Origin of the sequence: Odoribacter lunatus (assembly GCF_943193135.1) — a bacterium.
GTDB lineage: Bacteria > Bacteroidota > Bacteroidia > Bacteroidales > Marinifilaceae > Culturomica > Culturomica lunata.
Genome location: NZ_CALPCZ010000004.1, coordinates 1 through 16,987 on the forward strand (window position 1 = coordinate 1; position 16,987 = coordinate 16,987).

Genomic DNA, 16,987 nt, shown 5'->3' on the forward strand with positions numbered 1-16,987 from the left:
CCACAACGTACTGGCCCATTAATACTGTTACTTGTACCGCTGTTTACGTTCTTTAAGTAACTCAATGCCTGTTCCCGCTGGTCACCACGATAATTTAAATCGCTTAATCCGCTTAGGCGGTTAATACCGCTGTTCGTATTCCACGCATACTCCCCTTGATCAGGCTCTTGCGGATAAAACCGCCGACACGCCTTTTCATACTCCAGTTCACTCATCGGACGCAATCCGCTCCAACTGCAATAAGCAATCATATCTTCTATGCTCATGTAATTGCATGCGAGCGTCTGTCCATCATCTACGGAAAATAAATCATTGGCAGGATTCAGATTATTACCGAACACGGCGGGCGTATTCGCTTGCCGCTGTTCGATAAACACGATGCCGTTCCGGCAGTTTGGAGTGTGGAGGTTTCCAAACACATAATCCCCCCGCTTCATATTGGCAAAATCATTGTTCGCCACTCTCGCCTTTTGCTGTGCCAACGTCAAAGAGTTCAAAAACTCCGCGTACTGCTCCTGGCTCGTCTCGTACTTCATGATATAGAAACCGGCATACCCTTTTGGATAGGACGCCGAAAGAGAAACGTTCGACATGCCGTCTTTCGCTGAAAGCGTCATCGCCGCCTCTGTATCTATCACCACGGCATCCGTACCCCCTACCGCAAAGCTCTTGTTGGAATACGCATCCCCTAAGTAATACGCTCCATACGGAACATACACCATTTCAATGGCGTGAACGGCAACGTAGATTTCATTTAAGGCTTCGCCGAAGTCGCTTTTAGTCAAACCAGTTCCCTTTAACGGCCATTTCGCTTGCAGCCGCACGCTTACATTCCCCTCCGAAATTCCTTCACGCATCACATACAATCCGTTTACTTTGCCGCTGTTCGTGCCGACCATGTACGCATATCCGCCGTCCTCATTGCCGGCAGCCGGGCTCAATACATGCCCTGAAGAACCCAAATACGCATGCTGCCACGGATTCTCCAAGCCCCGCTTTTTGTACTTAAAGAACACCCATGCAGCATCCCAGTTGAAATCATCCCGCCACGAATTATCCCAACGAAGATACACCTCAATAATCGCCGTGTCTCCAGAGAAACCGACAACGTGCGTTTTACCGTCCACCCGGATATTATTACCAAAAACGGGTGGAGAAAACAATCCGGAAAAAACCATTACGGAAAGAAATACCCATGACATCCGTAAACACCGCCTTCCGGCACACTTGATTAATTTTTTCATATCAAGAAATTACTTAGCACCTTGAAAGTCCCCGGAAAGGTAGGTTTATAACAAAAAGAAAGCGTGGGAACTTTAGTTTATCTTACGAGAGGTACGGCCAAGCACCCACACCAAAATAAACAGTTACCCACGCTTAACCTGTATATAGCACGAACGTATATACGGCAAGCATGAACGTTTATACTGCTTATCCTTTGGTGTTGAAAATTGGCCGTTTTCTCGTAAAGGATAAAACTAAACGCTTCAAAATAATATGTCTATACGGCAGGTCTCTCTGCCACAACGGGACAAATATAAAGAAAAAAGTTCAAAAAGTTGAAAAGGTTAAAAAGTTGAAACCCTAAAGATGTGAAGCACTTGCACATAAAACAATAGCAACCTGTCCCTTCCGTCAGGATTGCGTATATTAAATAACGAATAAAAAACTATTCATCAAGTCTATATCCATTCTATAAAATCCTATCAAAATCCAGACAGAATGCTTATAAAGTGCTTTGCAAAGCACTTTATAAGCACTTTGTAAGCGCTTTATAAGCACTTTATAGAATGGATATAGACTTGTTAAAGAATTGAGCCAGGTGTGAAATCTATACGAGAGTCCGGGGAAATCTTAAAGAAATCAATACCTTGAATTTGTCAGGAAAAAGTGTAATTTTACCATGTCATGTTTTTATTATTCTTTTGACATGAAGACAAAGAAAGAGATTGTGGAAAACTGGTTGCCCCGCTATACCGGCCGGCCACTGCATGAGTTTCCGAAATATGTGCTATTGACCAATTTTGAGTATTACCTCGATTTGTTTTCGGAGCTTCACAGTGTTCCGGTTATCGGAGCGGACAAGACGATGCCCAATGTCTCGTGGAATGATGTTATCCTCATTAATTTCGGTATGGGGAGCGCCAACGCCGCAACGATTATCGACCTGCTGACCGCTATCGAGGTGGAGGCCGTCCTTTTTTTAGGCAAATGCGGCGGTCTGAAAAGCAAGTCTTCCGTAGGCGATTATATTTTACCCATCGCAGCTATTAAAGGAGAAGGGACGTCCGATGATTATATGCCCCACGAAGTTCCGGCGTTACCGGCTTTCAGTATACAAAAGGCATGTTCCAAGATTATTGTGGAGCATGGTTGCCAATATTATACCGGAGTGGTGTATACGACGAACCGGCGGGTGTGGGAGTATGACGACCGGTTTAAAGAGTATCTGGTGAAGACCCGTGCCATGGCTATCGATATGGAGACGGCAACTGTTTTTACAACGGGTTTTGCAAACCGTATCCCGACAGGGGCCTTGCTGCTTGTTTCCGACCGCCCGATGATTTCGGAGGGGATTAAAACCGCCGAGTCGGACAGAGAGGTTACCCAGAATTTTGTCAGGCAGCATCTGGAAATAGGTATTGATACGCTGTTGCATATCAAGAATAAGAATTATTCGGTGAAACATCTGATTTTTTAAACTGTTTTTTTCGTATGAATACATTCATTATCCGCTTTTTCATTTTGTGCCTGTGCTGTATTGGATTGGCGGGCGGTTGCCGGCAGAAAGCAACGACATCTTCTTCCGTGCAGGAACGCACGACCCGTATCAAATTTCAGGAAAAACATTATAATTTCGGCGATCTAACAGAAGGAGAAATCGTAAGCCATACTTTTATTTACACAAACACGGGGAAAGAAAATCTCGTAATTAAAGCCATTGAAACGGGGTGCGGCTGTACGACGGTTGAATACGACAAGAAGCCGATTCCCCCCGGCAAGGAGGGAAAAATCGAAATTGCCTTTAACTCTTCGGGCAGATACGGCAAACAATACAAAGAAATCAGTATATTTGCAAATCTTCCTTCGGGAGAGGCTATGTTAAGCATCACGGCGAATGTAAAGTAATATTTTTTAATTTAATTATAACAAAAATGAACACACTATTTATTGTACTAGACACATCAATTAACGGCGGACAGGGATTAGTGGGCTTGTGGCCGATGCTTCTTATCATCGTTGTCATGTGGCTCTTCATGATCCGTCCCCAGATGAAGAGACAGAAAGAGTTGAAGGCTTTCCGCGATTCTTTGAAAAAGGGTGATAAAATTGTGACGACCGGCGGTATTTACGGGAAAGTAGCCGAAATCAATGATTTCACCATTATGATGGAAGTGGAAGGCGGTATAAAATTGAAGGTGGACAAATCGGCTGTCATCAAAGATATGACGGATGCCGCTCCCGCCAAATAATTTATCCGACATTCCGAAAGATACGAAAGGGGATGCCCGGCGAGTGCCGGAAAATTTTCCCCTTTTCGTTTTGCTGACAACTATTTCCGGTATCATCTATTATTCCAGGGGTTTATGATTATTAAAAACATAACCGACCAATTGAAAAACATTCATCTTCAGCTCGACCGTCATGTTATCACTTACGGAATCTGTGTTGTCATCGCTTCCGTTTTATGGTTTCTCAATGCTTTGAACAAAGATTACAGCAGCCAGATAAGCTATCCGGTAAAATATACCGATTTCCCGCAGGGAAAATACCTGGTTTCCACTCCCCCGCAACGCATTACTTTAGAGGTTAAAGCCAAGGGATTCGCCCTGCTCGCCCATAAAATCAAAACATCGTTCCGTCCCATTGTTATCCCCATTAACAGCCTGAGCAACAAAATACTGGAACAAAGCGATGTCTTTGAATATACCTTTCCCCTTCAAAATATCAAAGATAAAATCAGCAGCCAGTTGAATACCTATATCAAACTCTCAAGTATTCAACCAGAGAAAATCGAATTTATCTTTTCTCCCGCCGTTTCCAAGAAGGTGGCCGTTCGTCCGGTGGTTCAATACAGCCTAAAACAGCTTTATATATTGAAAGACGGTATTCTCTGTACTCCCGACAGTATTAAAGTCAGTGGTCCTGCCTTGATTATCGATACGTTGAAGTATGTCTATACGAAGCCTTGGGATGCCGGAGAAATCAAAAGAGAGTTGAGCAAAACGGTTTCGCTGGCTCCCATGCCGGGTGTACAATTCAACGATACGCCTATCCGGCTGGATATGTCGCTCGAACGTTATACGGAAGGAAACAAGACGATACCTATCAAGGTGCTGAATCTTCCTTCTTCCATGGATATCAAACTTTTCCCCAACACGGTGGAAGTTTCCTATGAGATAGGCCTAAGCAAATACGACCTGGTACAGGATGAAGATTTCAGTTTTACGGTGGATTACCGGAAAATCAAATCAGGGTCATTGCTTCCAGTGCAAGCAACCCGCTTCCCCGCCTATATACAGGAGCTTAAATATTCGCCCCAAAAAGTGGAGTTTATTCTTGAACCAAAATAATTTTTAATCTGTCCCGTATGTTGAAAATCGGTCTGACCGGAGGTATCGGTTCCGGCAAAACAACGGTTGCCGGGGCGTTTCATGCGAAAGGTTTTCCCATTTATATTGCAGACACGGAAGCATCCCGTTTAATGAACACTTCCCCGGAAATCAGAAGTTCGCTGCTCCGGTTACTAGGGAATGACATATACCTGCCGGATAATACCTTGAATAAGGTACGAGTAGCGACACTTATTTTCAATCATCCACCCTTATTACGACAAGTGAATGCGCTTGTGCATCCGGCAGTGCTCCGGGATTTTGAAGAGTGGTGCCAAAAACAGCACTCCCCTCTCGTGTTTTTTGAATCAGCCATTTTGTTTGAAGCCCATTTGGAAAGCCACTTCGATTTTGTCATTCATGTTACCGCCAATCTTCCAACCCGCATCGAGAGGGTGATGAAACGTGACGGCGTTTCCGAGGGAAAAGTGCTTGAACGCATACGCAATCAGGCCTCGGAAGAAGAAAAGAATGAAAAAGCCGATTTTATTCTCGATACGACCGATGGCGACGATTGGAAGAAACAAATCACTGATATTCAAGAGATGTTAATTTCAAAAGCCCTCAAACCGCAAAGAGAGGCGAATTAAATCGCTACATTTAAAATAATTTTCTACTTTTGCACTTCAATTCTTAAACGGAACATATATGCTAAAAGAAATTTTATCCATATCAGGTAAACCGGGGCTGTACAAAATGATTGCCAATACAGCGAATGCTATTATCGTGGAGTCTATTGTGGACGGGAAACGTTTTCCCGCCTATTCCAATTCCCGAATAATTTCGCTGGAAGATATTTCCATTTATACGGAAAATGAAGATATGCCTTTGAAAGAGGTTTTGAAAAGAATCTATGAAAAGGAAAATGGTGCAGGTATTCTTTCGCACAAAGAGAGTGCCAATAAAATTCAGGCTTATGTGGAGGAGGTTTTGCCGGAATATGATAAAGACAGGGTATATGTATCCGATATGCGGAAACTGATTCACTGGTATAATCTGTTAGTAGAAAAAAACTTACTGGATTTCAGCGAAGAAAAGAAATAGGAGTTCCATGAACGACTATTTTCAATTCAAACAGTTTATTATTCATCAAGACGAAGCGGCCATGAAAGTGGGTACCGACGGTGTCTTATTGGGTGCGTGGGCTAATTTGACAACGGCTTCCGCTCTGCTAGACATCGGTACGGGGACGGGGTTATTGGCGCTCATGGCTGCCCAGCGTAATCCGCAATCCATGATAGATGCGGTTGAGATTGATGCTTCCGCTTACCGTCAAGCATGCCGGAATGTGGCAGCCTCACCGTGGAATGAACGGATTATCCTCCATCACGTATCTGTCTTTGATTTTTATCCCCCGAAAAAATTCGACAGCATTCTCTGCAATCCCCCCTATTTTATAGCTTCTACCCCGACTCCCAACGAGAGCAGAACCACGGCAAGGCATTGCCATGAATTCAGTCATACGGATTTACTGGAGGTTTCCAAACGGCTGCTGTTGCCCGAAGGGAAATTGAATTTGATTTTGCCTGTTACGGAAGCGGAAAATCTTATCCGGCAAGCCGACGGCTATTCCGCAGTATTGTCCAGAATAACAAAGGTGAAACCAACCCCGCAAAAACCGCCGAAGCGTTATTTGCTGGAGTTTTCGTTTTCCTCTGTAAACAGCCTTGAATCGGATGATTTGATTATCGAATATTCCCGTCACCATTACAGCCCGGAATATCAGGAATTAACACGCGACTTTTATTTAAACATGTAAGCAAAAACGATTATTTGCTTACATATTTGCTTCAATTCAGTGAAAAAAGTAGCTATTTTTTATAAGAATAGGTATTTTTTAACTTTCTTTTTCATGTTTGTATTATTTTTCCATATATATTTGCAATGTCAGAGAGGACAAAATGAATACATTTTTTTCATAAGTTTGTATGTTTAGGTTAGTAGTTAGTAATTAATAAGAGATCGGTTTCCGGTCTCTTATTTTTTTTCTATATTTACTCCCGCAAAATAGTCTTATTTGATTATTCAAAAATACTAAATATTTAATATCATATATTATGAAAAAACAAGTTGCTTTAGGAATCGATATCGGTGGTACCAACACGACTTTCGGTTTTATTGACAGAGACGGTAATTATTTGGCCGACGGTAATATCCAGACCCAAAAACACGAAGATATCAATGATTATCTGAAAGAGTTATACATGGAAATCGAGAAGACATTAGACCCTCACCGGCAGGAATTCAATGTTATCGGTATCGGTATCGGTGCTCCGAACGGAAACTACTATAAGGGTGCTATCGAGTTCGCCCCCAATCTGAGATGGCACGATGTCATTCCTTTGTGTGACATGATGAAGGAGTTTTATCCCAATCTTCCGATATTCCTGACCAATGATGCCAATGCAGCCGCTATCGGTGAGATGGTGTACGGCGGTGCCAAAGGTATGAAGGATTTTATCATGGTGACTCTGGGTACAGGATTAGGCAGCGGTTTTGTGGCTAACGGACAGTTGATCTACGGAAGTGACGGTTTTGCCGGAGAGTTAGGACACATTATTGTATCGCCCAACGGACGCCAGTGCGGATGCGGCCGGAACGGCTGTCTGGAAACGTATGTTTCTGCTACGGGTGTAAAGCGTACTGCTTATAAGATGATGGCAAAATACAATTATCCTAGTGATTTGCGTTTGGTCCCCTTTAATGAGATGACGGCAAAGATGGTGTGTGATGCTGCTTTGAAGGGAGATATGATTGCTATCAATACGTTCAAATATACGGGTAAAATGCTTGGCGAGGCTTTAGCCAATATGGTTGCTATTACCAGTCCCGAAGCTATCTTCCTGTTCGGAGGTCTGGCAAAAGCCGGAGATTTGCTTTTTGAACCGACCAAAGACCACATGGAGATGAACGTGTTGAAGATTTTTGCCAACAAGGTTAAATTGTTGCCTTCACAGTTGGACAAGAATGCAGCGATTTACGGAGCAGCCGCTTTGGTTTGGAATGAACTGAAGCTATAATCCGGAGTTGTTGAAAACATTGAAAGGTTAAAAATTGAAATATTGAAAAGTGAAAGAGTTGAAGGAATTGCCTTCGCTCTTTCATTTCTTGGTTTTTGAGAGATTTTTTATTGTATTGTATCTATTTTATTTGGCGTCTGTGGTATGAAAAGATATTATTGTGTGCTGCTTGCTTTGAGCGTTTTATTGTTTTCCTGTAAGAAGCATGATAAGGAAACCCCTATCACAAAGTATGTAGACCCGTTTATAGGTACCGCCGGACACGGTCATGTGTTTCCCGGAGCCACCGTTCCTTTCGGAGGTATACAATTAAGCCCGGATAATCCACGCAGTGATTGGGATTGGTGTTCCGGCTACCATTACAGCGACAGTATTATCTCTTCTTTTTCCCATACTCATTTAAGCGGTACGGGTATCGGCGATTTACAGGATATTCGCTTTTTACCGACTCTTACCCGTCCCCAAGACCAGACTCCCGCCCAGTATATCCAATCCAGCTATGCCCAATTTTCCCATGCCAATGAGAAGGCGGAACCGGGTTATTACCGGGTAAAATTAGACAATGGTATCGTTACGGAATTATCCGCCACAACCCGTTGCGGTATTCACTATTACCAATATCCGGAACATGCGGTAAACGGATTGATTATCGATTTGACTACTGCACGCAATTGGGACAGGACGACAGAATCGAGTATTAAGAAAGTAAATAACCGCACGCTAAGCGGTTACCGCAAATCCAGAGGCTGGGCAAATGACCAACGGGTCTATTTTGTAGTTGAGTTTTCACAAGATGTTGAAGTGTTTGCCGGTAAGAATCAATTCTCTCCTCTTGCAAATGGCCAGAAAGTGAAAGCCGACAGTTGTTATGCCTGGGTGGATTTCGGCAACAAGACCAATAAGATTCTGGCGAAAGTCAGCATTTCATCCGCCAATGTAGAAGGTGCCGAAGCTAATCTGCAAAAGGAACTTCCCCACTGGAGTTTTGATAAGGTGAAACGGGATGCCAAACTCGCCTGGAGAAAAGAGTTATCCAAGACAAAGGCAGAAAGTGACAATGAGGAAGATTTAAAGGTGTTCTATACGGCACTTTATCACGCTTATATCGCGCCCAATACTTTTTCCGACGTGTTGGGAAATTTCAAAGGTCCCGACCGGGAAATTCACAGTGTCGGCAATAAGAATATCCAATATACCGTTTTTTCTTTCTGGGACACGTACCGGGCCGCCCATCCGCTGTTTACCATAACCCAAAAGAATAGGGTCAATGATATGATTCACTCTATGCTCAAGCATTATGATGCTTACGGCGTATTGCCGGTATGGGAGTTAGTCGGGAATGAAACCAATTGTATGGTCGGCAATCACTCTATTCCTGTCATTGCAGAGGCTTATTTGAAAGGCATCGGTAATTTTGATGCGGAAAAAGCTTATGAAGCCATAAAAAAGACGGCCATGAATGACCGTGCCGGCATGAAGGAGTTAAGGGAATACGGTTACATACCTTATGAAAAAGAACCGGAATCGGTTTCCAAGACGCTTGAATATGCTTACGATGACTGGTGTGTTGCCCAAATGGCCAAGGCTTTAAATAAGGAAGACGATTATTTGTATTTCCTGAAGCAGTCACAAAATTACATGCATCTTTTTGATAAGCAAACCGGTTTCATGCGAGGCAAGTCCTCGGCCGGTAAATGGAAAGTTCCTTTCTCTCCTATCCATTCCGAACACCGAGTGGACGAATATACGGAAGGAAATGCCTGGCAATATTCGTGGTTTGTTCCTCATGATATTGAAGGCTTGATGACCCTGCATGGCGGCAAAGAGAAGTTTCTCTGTAAACTGGACAGTCTGTTTACCATTTCTTCCAAGATGGAAGGCAAGGATATTTCACCCGATATCAGCGGTATGATAGGTCAGTATGCACAAGGGAATGAGCCTTCGCACCATGTTGTTTACCTATATAATTATGTCGGGCAACCTCACAAGACCCAATTCTATATTGACCAAATCCGCAAGGAGCTTTATATGACTACTCCCGACGGGTTGTGCGGAAATGAAGATTGCGGTCAAATGTCTGCCTGGTATGTATTTTCCGCCATGGGATTTTATCCGGTCAATCCGGTAGATTTAAAATATCAGCTCGGTACTCCGCTGTTTAAGAAACTGACTCTCAAAGTAGGACCGGAAAAACGTTTTGTAATCAAAGCCAACAAAGCAAACGACAATTACATCTATGTCCAGAAAGTTTTATTAAACGACCAAGAACTCAATCGCACTTACATCACCCACGAGGAAATCATGCAAGGCGGTGAACTGGAGTTTGTGTTGACGGATAAAAGCAATCTTACTTATGAATAAATATCAATACGATTATTTAATTGTAGGAAGTGGGTTAAGCGGTGCCATTTTTGCTCATGAAGCCCATTTAAGAGGGAAGAAGTGCTTGGTTATCGAAAAAAGAGAGAAAACCGGAGGAAATATCCGTTGCGAGAACATGGAAGACATAAATGTCCATATTTATGGCGCACATATTTTCCATACCGATGATGTAAATATCTGGGAATACATCAACCGGTTCGCTACGTTCAATAATTTTATAAACTCTCCTCTCGCCAATTATAAAGGAAGATTATTTAACCTTCCTTTCAATATGAATACCTTTTACCAATTGTGGGGTACTCTAACCCCGGCAGAGGCTTATGAACGACTCGAATCCCAAAGAAAGGCGTTCAGCCTTTCCCATTCTCCCAAAAATCTGGAAGAGCAGGCATTGATGCTTTGCGGAAAAGATATATATGAAATTTTAATCAAGGGATATACCGAAAAACAATGGGGGTGTTCCGCCCAGGAATTACCGGCAGAAATCATTCGCAGAATCCCATCCCGTTTTACGTTTGACAATAATTATTTTACAGACAGGTATCAAGGAATTCCCATTGGAGGATATAATCCGATTATAAATAAATTGCTAGAAGGTATCGAGGTTGTCACCAATTGTAATTTCAATCAAGAACGGTATCATTTTGAAAACATCGCCCCCAAGATAATCTATACCGGATGTATCGATGAATTTTTTCATTACCAGTTAGGCGCACTCGAATATAGGTCTCTTCAATTCGACACACAGACAAAGAATACCGATAATTTCCAGGGTAATGCAGTTATCAACTATACGGCAAAAGAAATTCCGTACACCCGTATTATCGAACACAAACATTTCGAATTCGGGAACCAACCGCACACGGTAATCACGTATGAATATCCTGCCACCTTTCAAAAGGGAAGCGAACCCTATTATCCTGTCAATAACCTCCATAATTCAGTATTATACCAACGCTATCAAGAATTGGCCCGAAGCTGTCCCCATGTGATATTTTGCGGAAGACTGGCAGAATATAAGTATTACGACATGGACGACACAGTCAAATCAGCTTTAATATGTGCAGAACACGAATTCAAATGAATATGAAAAAGAAAAAATATTATATCTCTCACAATTACCGCTCCAATACCTCTGCGGTAGGAAAAGCAAAAATCGACTGCGAAGCGATTCTCCATGAATACGGATATATCAATATCGGACTCAAACAAACGATAAACGCAAATAAATTTTACCACTTTTTCCGGAATTTATTTTCAGTTTTGCGCGCTTCTCTCTTTCTACCGCGTCATAGTACCTTATTGTTACAATATCCTTTCAAGAAATACTATCCTTTTTTAGTTTATATCGCAAAGAAAAAAAGGTGTAACGTTATCACATTAATCCACGATTTACGCTCTCACCGCAGAGGTGTCATGAGTGCAGAAGAAGAAATCCGCCTCTTCAACCACTCGGATGTTTTAATCGTACATAATAAGAAAATGGCAGAATGGCTAAAAGATAAAGGTAATACCTCCCAAATCATATCTTTGGAAATATTCGATTATCTTTCGGATTCGATGCCCGAAGAAACTGTATACCAAAAACCTTATTGCGTTACTTTCGCCGGAGCCCTGAGTCCTAAAAAAAATTCATTCTTATACCAAATATCACCTGAATATACAAATTTCAAACTTAAAATATGCGGTAAGAATGCCAATCAAGAGGCTATCCGGAATAATCCGACCCTTGAATACGGAGGCTTCTATAATGCAGATGAACTGATTGCAAAATTAAGCGGTCATTTCGGCCTCGTCTGGGACGGCAATTCCATATCCACCTGCAACGGACAATTCGGTGAGTATTTAAAGTATAATAATCCACACAAAACCTCTCTGTATATTCGCTGTCATTTGCCTATTATTATCTGGGCGGAAGCTGCTATGGGAAATTTCATACAACAAAATAATATCGGCATTTTAATCCATTCTTTGGAAGAACTGGATGCTCTCCTATCCGACCTTACCGAAGAAGATTACCAAACTATGAAAAATAATACACTTGCAATTGCCCAAAGATTAAAAACCGGATTTTATTTAAAACAGGCCTTAGATAAATGCTAACATATACATCATGAAAATTTTATATCTGACATTATTCATTTTCGCTGCCATTACTTTATTCGCCCAACGTACCATAACTTATAAAGTTTCGGGCGAAACCAATTTATCTACAGAAAAAAATTTGCCTTTTTGGCAGGTTTCCAACCATTACGGCGTTATTCCGAATGCAAATAACGGATTATTATATAGCGGTTTTTTCTCAGATTACACTCAAAAACATGCCATTGATTTCGCTTATGGTTTATCTGCGGCAGGCTATGTATCAGAGGATAAAAATAAGATTATCCTTGATGAAGCATTTATGAGAGCTAAATGGAAAGTTGCAACACTCAATATCGGGTGTATTCATCCGGAAACGGAATATAATGGAATATCATCTACAAACGGTAATCTCATTTTCTCCGATAATGCCCGCTCTATACCCGGCGTTCATTTAAATGTCGATTACTTTTCCTTTCCTTTTATAAAACGTTTTATCGAATTTAAATTCAATTGGGGAGAATATTGGATGAATGACAAACGTTTTGTAAAAAATACATTATTGCATACAAAAGCTGTCTACGTAAAATTAAAGCCTATCAAATCTATCGAATTTATTGCCGGATTTCAACATTTCGCACAATGGAACGGCACTTCAAGAAATCCCCAAGTAGGTAAACAGCCTGACGGTTTAAAAAATTATCTTCGGGTAATTTGGGGTAAAGCGGGAGGAGCAGATGCCAGTTTCAACGACCGGGAAAATTTATTAGGAAATCATTTAGGACGCCAGCATTACAAACTGAACTATATTCATAAAAACTTCCTGTTATCCGCTTATATAGACAGACCTTTTGAGGATAATTCCGGTCTTCTTCTGCGAGCATTCCCGGATGCGTTATATGGATTTTATTTCGGTAATAAGAAAAACAATAATGCCTGGGTAACAGATTTCATATACGAATTTTATTATACGAAAAGACAAGGTGGCCCTGTACACGATATTCCCGACCCGGACAATACACAAGGCAAAGATCCCAGCGACCCTTTTTATAAAAGGTTTGTATTAGGAGGAAATGACGATTATTTCAATAACAGCATCCACCAAAGCGGATGGACTTACTACGGTTCAACCATCGGGTCTCCATTTTTTCTTCCATACGCTCCTAATGAAGAAAATATTACCATGGGAATACGCAACAACCGCTTTGTTTCCCATTATATTGGAATAAAGGGATGCTTTCTAAAAAAAATCCCCTATGCCTTACGCGCCTCTTATTCGATGAATTACGGAAGATATTCAAGCCCTTTAGACAACCATCCACGCCAGATTTCCCTCGGACTTGAATCCACCTTACCATTCCATAAACTGCCTTTTAATATCCACTTAGGAGTCTATCAGGATTGTGGCGATTTATTACCCAATAATTTCGGAATAACCCTCAAACTGACCCGTCAAGGTACCTTACTGAAATAATACCAGATTATTAAAAACGCTCCGAATGGCAAAGAATATAGCAATCATACTGGCGGGCGGCAAAGGAAGCCGATTTCAATCAGATATTCCCAAGCAGTTTTTAATACTGGCGGGAAAAACTGTACTCGAACATACTTTGCACACGTTCCAGTACAATGAATATATCGACGAAATTGCCGTTATTTCAAATAAGGATTATATACATGTTGTGGAAGAAATAGTCAGGAAAAACGATTTTACCAAAGTAACCAAGATTCTCAACGGAGGAAAGGAACGCTACGAATCTACGTTGGTCGCCCTGAATGCTTTTTCGGAAGAGGCGAATCTGCTGATTCACGATGCAGTCCGCCCGTTGGTGGATGACAGGATTATTCATGATGTCGTCAAAGCCCTGAAAGAGTACGAGGCTGTCAATACAGTCATTCCTGCTACAGACACGATGCTTGAAGTAGATGAAAGCCGGCATTTTATACAAAATATCCCGGACAGAAATTTCCTCTATCGCAGCCAGACGCCACAGGCTTTTAAGACACATGTGCTGAAAAAAGCTTATGAAAAAGCTTTGCAAGACCCTAACTTTACTACAACCGATGACTGTGGAGTCGTTAAAAAGTACTTGCCCGAAATAAAGATTAAAATCGTCGAAGGAAGTAACCGGAATATTAAACTCACTTATCAGGAAGATTTCTGGTTATTGGAAAAACTGTTACAAGTGAAGAATTAACAACCTTACAATAATTTCCTCCACATTTTCTTCAAAATTTTATTATTTTTGCACAACAATAAAATATAATTGCTCCTCCAGTAGAATCAATCGTTTTGTCATGGAAAAAAAGATTACTTATCTTGACCGGAATGAATATAATTTTGAACCATGCCCGGCCGTCATAGAAGCATTGAAAAATTTTGAACCTAACAAATTATGTTTTTATACCCGCATATATGATGAAGGGAAAAAGAGTATTTTTTCGGACTATCTCTCCCAACTCTACAACATACCGGAAAAACAAATTATTTTAGGATACGGCGGCGAAGATATTTTGAAACAGATTGTCCATTATTTCCTTGCCGGCAAAGAAAAAAACAAAACTTTATTGATTCCTAAGTTTTCCTGGTGGTACTACAAATCTATTGCCGATGAAGTAGACGGACGTAGCGTACTTTATCCGCTTTATGAAGAAGGGGATACGTTTAAATATGATTTTGCAGCCATGAAAGAAATGATTCAAAAAGAAAAACCGAAAATGGTACTCATGGCATCCCCAAATAACCCGACAGGCAACTCGCTAACTATCGAAGAATTGGATGATATCTTATCTTTCATCCCCTCCGAGACAGCGGTAGTAATAGACGAGGCTTATGCTTCATTTGCCAATAAAGACACTGGTTATATCAAATTACTATTGGACAAATATCCCAATTTACTAATCGTCAGAACATTGTCTAAATTTTATGGTCTTCCTGGATTGCGGTTAGGTTTTGCTTTCATGGGAACCTCCCTAACCCGTTTTTTAAATTACAGTACCAAATACTTAGGATACAACCGACTTTCAGAAGAATTGGGAATAGCTGCATTAAAATCAACAGATTACTATCAAAAGGTTGCCAGCCAGATGGCCGAAGACCGAAAAATATACATGTCTGAGCTAAATCCATTACCCGGATTCAAAGTATATCAATCTAACGCAAACTTTATTTTAGTCAAATACCCCATATCCCAGAAAGCTGCACTCCAGGCTGCTCTTCAATCCCAAGGCTATCAGGTTAAATTCATGAACGAGCCGGACATAAATACACACATGCGCATCACATTAGGTACTCATGCCCAAAATGTAGAAGTCATTCGCATCATAAAAGAAACTGCAAAAGCATGAAAGCGATTATATTGGCAGCAGGTATTGCTTCGCGACTTCGTCCATTGACAGATCATACTCCTAAGTGTCTGTTAAAGATTGGAAAAAAATGCCTGTTGGAAAGAACCATTAACAATTTATTGGCAAATCACTTTAATGAACTGGTTATCGTTACCGGTTATTTGCAAGAGCAGATTGTTGAGTTTGTGCATACTCACTATCCTGCTTTAAACGTCGAGTTTATTTATAACGAAAAATACGCCTCAACCAATAATATCTATTCCCTGTGGTTGGCAGGAAAGAGTGTCAGCAAAGAAGACCTCTTATTGTTGGACAGCGATATCATTTTCGACCCGACATTAGTTTCCGCCGTTCTAGCATCCTCCTATCCGAACTGCTTGGCTATCAATCGACACCCCTTAGGTGAAGAGGAGATGAAGGTGATAGCGGATTCTCAGGGCATGGTCCAGCAAATCAGTAAGACCTGTCCTGTTTCAGAGGCAATCGGCGAATCCATCGGCATTGAAAAAATGTCAAAAGAATATGTCCGCCATTTATTTGCGGAATTAGACAAACTCATTCTGAAAGAAAAACAAGTAAACGTTTTTTACGAAGTTGCTTTTGAACGTTTGATTGCACAAAACCAAACATTCTGCATCGTAGATACTACTTCGTACTTTTCAATGGAATTGGATACGGTCGAGGATTTCAACCAAGCGATACAACACCTTCCCCATAATTTACTTTGATATGCCCAATTACGATATACAAGCAGTCCATCAAAAAGTATTAGATATTCTATTAGCTGTCGACCAGGTCTGCCGACAGCATCATTTACGCTATTACATCATAGCAGGCACCTTGCTTGGAGCCCTGCGCCATAAGGGATTTATTCCCTGGGATGATGATTTAGACATCGGGATGCCCCGTAAAGACTACGACCTTTTTATGACACATGCCAAAGAATGGTTACCGGAACATTACGAGGCCATAAACGGACAAAATGATCCGGAATATCCATTGTCTTTCGCTAAAATCCAAGATGCTCGAACTACGTTGATTGAAAGAAAACACTTGAAATATACCGGAGGTATCTATATCGATGTTTTTCCCCTAGACGGAGTACCCAAAAACAAACTCCTGCAAATATGGCATTTCAGTCGTTTTGCCTTTTATAACAAAATGTTATATTTCATTTTCAGGGATCCCTATAAACACGGTAAAGGTCCCAGCTCTTGGGTGCCCCTGCTTGCCCGGCAGCTATATACACGCCCCGGACTTCAGAAGAAATTACAAGATTTAATGACCAGATACGACTTTGATGAATCGGAAAAAGTCTGCGATTACGATGATGGCCGCAAAGGTATATTGCCAAAAATGATTTTTGGAACTCCAACTCCAATATTATTTGAAAACAAGCAAGTATTTGGACCTCAGGAGCCGCATATCTATCTATCCAACAAATACGGAGACTATATGAAAATCCCGCCGATAGAAAAACAACGTCAGCATAATTTTCATTTCCTAGACTTAAACAAACCTTACGCAAGTCAATAAATACAT

17 protein-coding genes are annotated in these 16,987 nt (G+C 41.3%); 16 read left to right on the forward strand and 1 reads right to left on the reverse strand.

Going from position 1 to position 16,987, the window contains the following annotated elements; all coding sequences use genetic code 11:
• The coding region (locus NFR61_RS02950; protein ID WP_251620473.1) for an SUMF1/EgtB/PvdO family nonheme iron enzyme at positions 1-1,244 on the reverse strand (1,244 nt) is incomplete at its 3' end.
• 686 nt (positions 1,245-1,930) lie between these two features.
• Here NFR61_RS02950 and NFR61_RS02955 point away from each other — a divergent pair.
• The 16 genes from NFR61_RS02955 to NFR61_RS03030 all read left to right on the forward strand — a co-directional run bounded on the left by NFR61_RS02955 (position 1,931) and on the right by NFR61_RS03030 (position 16,981).
• Positions 1,931-2,701, forward strand: coding sequence for an AMP nucleosidase (locus NFR61_RS02955; protein WP_251620475.1), 771 nt, complete (start codon positions 1,931-1,933; stop codon positions 2,699-2,701).
• Between the two features lie 14 nt (positions 2,702-2,715).
• A complete protein-coding gene (locus NFR61_RS02960) occupies positions 2,716-3,129 on the forward strand; it encodes a DUF1573 domain-containing protein (protein ID WP_251620476.1) in 414 nt (137 codons plus the stop codon).
• A 26-nt stretch (positions 3,130-3,155) separates the two neighbouring features.
• The gene (gene yajC, locus NFR61_RS02965) at positions 3,156-3,473 is read left to right on the forward strand and encodes a preprotein translocase subunit YajC (RefSeq protein WP_251620478.1); all 318 of its coding nucleotides are present in this window, start codon (positions 3,156-3,158) and stop codon (positions 3,471-3,473) included.
• 114 nt (positions 3,474-3,587) lie between these two features.
• Complete coding sequence (locus NFR61_RS02970) at positions 3,588-4,574, forward strand: YbbR-like domain-containing protein (RefSeq protein ID WP_251620479.1); 987 nt, start codon at positions 3,588-3,590, stop codon at positions 4,572-4,574.
• 17 nt (positions 4,575-4,591) lie between these two features.
• A complete protein-coding gene (gene coaE, locus NFR61_RS02975; protein ID WP_251620480.1) occupies positions 4,592-5,203 on the forward strand; it encodes a dephospho-CoA kinase in 612 nt (203 codons plus the stop codon).
• 58 nt (positions 5,204-5,261) lie between these two features.
• Positions 5,262-5,657: a DUF5606 family protein gene (locus tag NFR61_RS02980; RefSeq protein WP_251620481.1), complete on the forward strand. Its 396-nt coding sequence runs from the start codon at positions 5,262-5,264 to the stop codon at positions 5,655-5,657.
• Between the two features lie 7 nt (positions 5,658-5,664).
• Positions 5,665-6,372, forward strand: coding sequence for a tRNA1(Val) (adenine(37)-N6)-methyltransferase (locus tag NFR61_RS02985; protein WP_251620482.1), 708 nt, complete (start codon positions 5,665-5,667; stop codon positions 6,370-6,372).
• 298 nt (positions 6,373-6,670) lie between these two features.
• Positions 6,671-7,633 (forward strand): ROK family protein, encoded by a 963-nt coding sequence (locus NFR61_RS02990; protein ID WP_251620483.1) that lies wholly within the window; start codon positions 6,671-6,673, stop codon positions 7,631-7,633.
• Between the two features lie 144 nt (positions 7,634-7,777).
• Positions 7,778-9,994: a GH92 family glycosyl hydrolase gene (locus NFR61_RS02995; RefSeq protein WP_251620484.1), complete on the forward strand. Its 2,217-nt coding sequence runs from the start codon at positions 7,778-7,780 to the stop codon at positions 9,992-9,994.
• Complete coding sequence (gene glf, locus NFR61_RS03000; RefSeq protein WP_251620485.1) at positions 9,987-11,099, forward strand: UDP-galactopyranose mutase; 1,113 nt, start codon at positions 9,987-9,989, stop codon at positions 11,097-11,099. The genes NFR61_RS02995 and glf overlap by 8 nt, the downstream gene beginning before the upstream one ends.
• A gap of 2 nt (positions 11,100-11,101) precedes the next feature.
• Positions 11,102-12,118 (forward strand): glycosyltransferase, encoded by a 1,017-nt coding sequence (locus tag NFR61_RS03005; RefSeq protein ID WP_251620486.1) that lies wholly within the window; start codon positions 11,102-11,104, stop codon positions 12,116-12,118.
• 10 nt (positions 12,119-12,128) lie between these two features.
• Positions 12,129-13,571 (forward strand): capsule assembly Wzi family protein, encoded by a 1,443-nt coding sequence (locus NFR61_RS03010; protein ID WP_251620488.1) that lies wholly within the window; start codon positions 12,129-12,131, stop codon positions 13,569-13,571.
• Between the two features lie 25 nt (positions 13,572-13,596).
• Positions 13,597-14,295: a 2-C-methyl-D-erythritol 4-phosphate cytidylyltransferase gene (gene ispD, locus NFR61_RS03015; RefSeq protein ID WP_251620489.1), complete on the forward strand. Its 699-nt coding sequence runs from the start codon at positions 13,597-13,599 to the stop codon at positions 14,293-14,295.
• Positions 14,296-14,395: 100 nt separating this feature from the next.
• Positions 14,396-15,445: a pyridoxal phosphate-dependent aminotransferase gene (locus NFR61_RS03020; protein ID WP_251620491.1), complete on the forward strand. Its 1,050-nt coding sequence runs from the start codon at positions 14,396-14,398 to the stop codon at positions 15,443-15,445.
• The gene (locus tag NFR61_RS03025) at positions 15,442-16,173 is read left to right on the forward strand and encodes a phosphocholine cytidylyltransferase family protein (RefSeq protein ID WP_251620493.1); all 732 of its coding nucleotides are present in this window, start codon (positions 15,442-15,444) and stop codon (positions 16,171-16,173) included. The genes NFR61_RS03020 and NFR61_RS03025 overlap by 4 nt, the downstream gene beginning before the upstream one ends.
• A 1-nt stretch (position 16,174) precedes the next feature.
• Positions 16,175-16,981 (forward strand): LicD family protein, encoded by an 807-nt coding sequence (locus NFR61_RS03030; RefSeq protein ID WP_251620496.1) that lies wholly within the window; start codon positions 16,175-16,177, stop codon positions 16,979-16,981.
• Positions 16,982-16,987 lie beyond the last annotated feature (6 nt).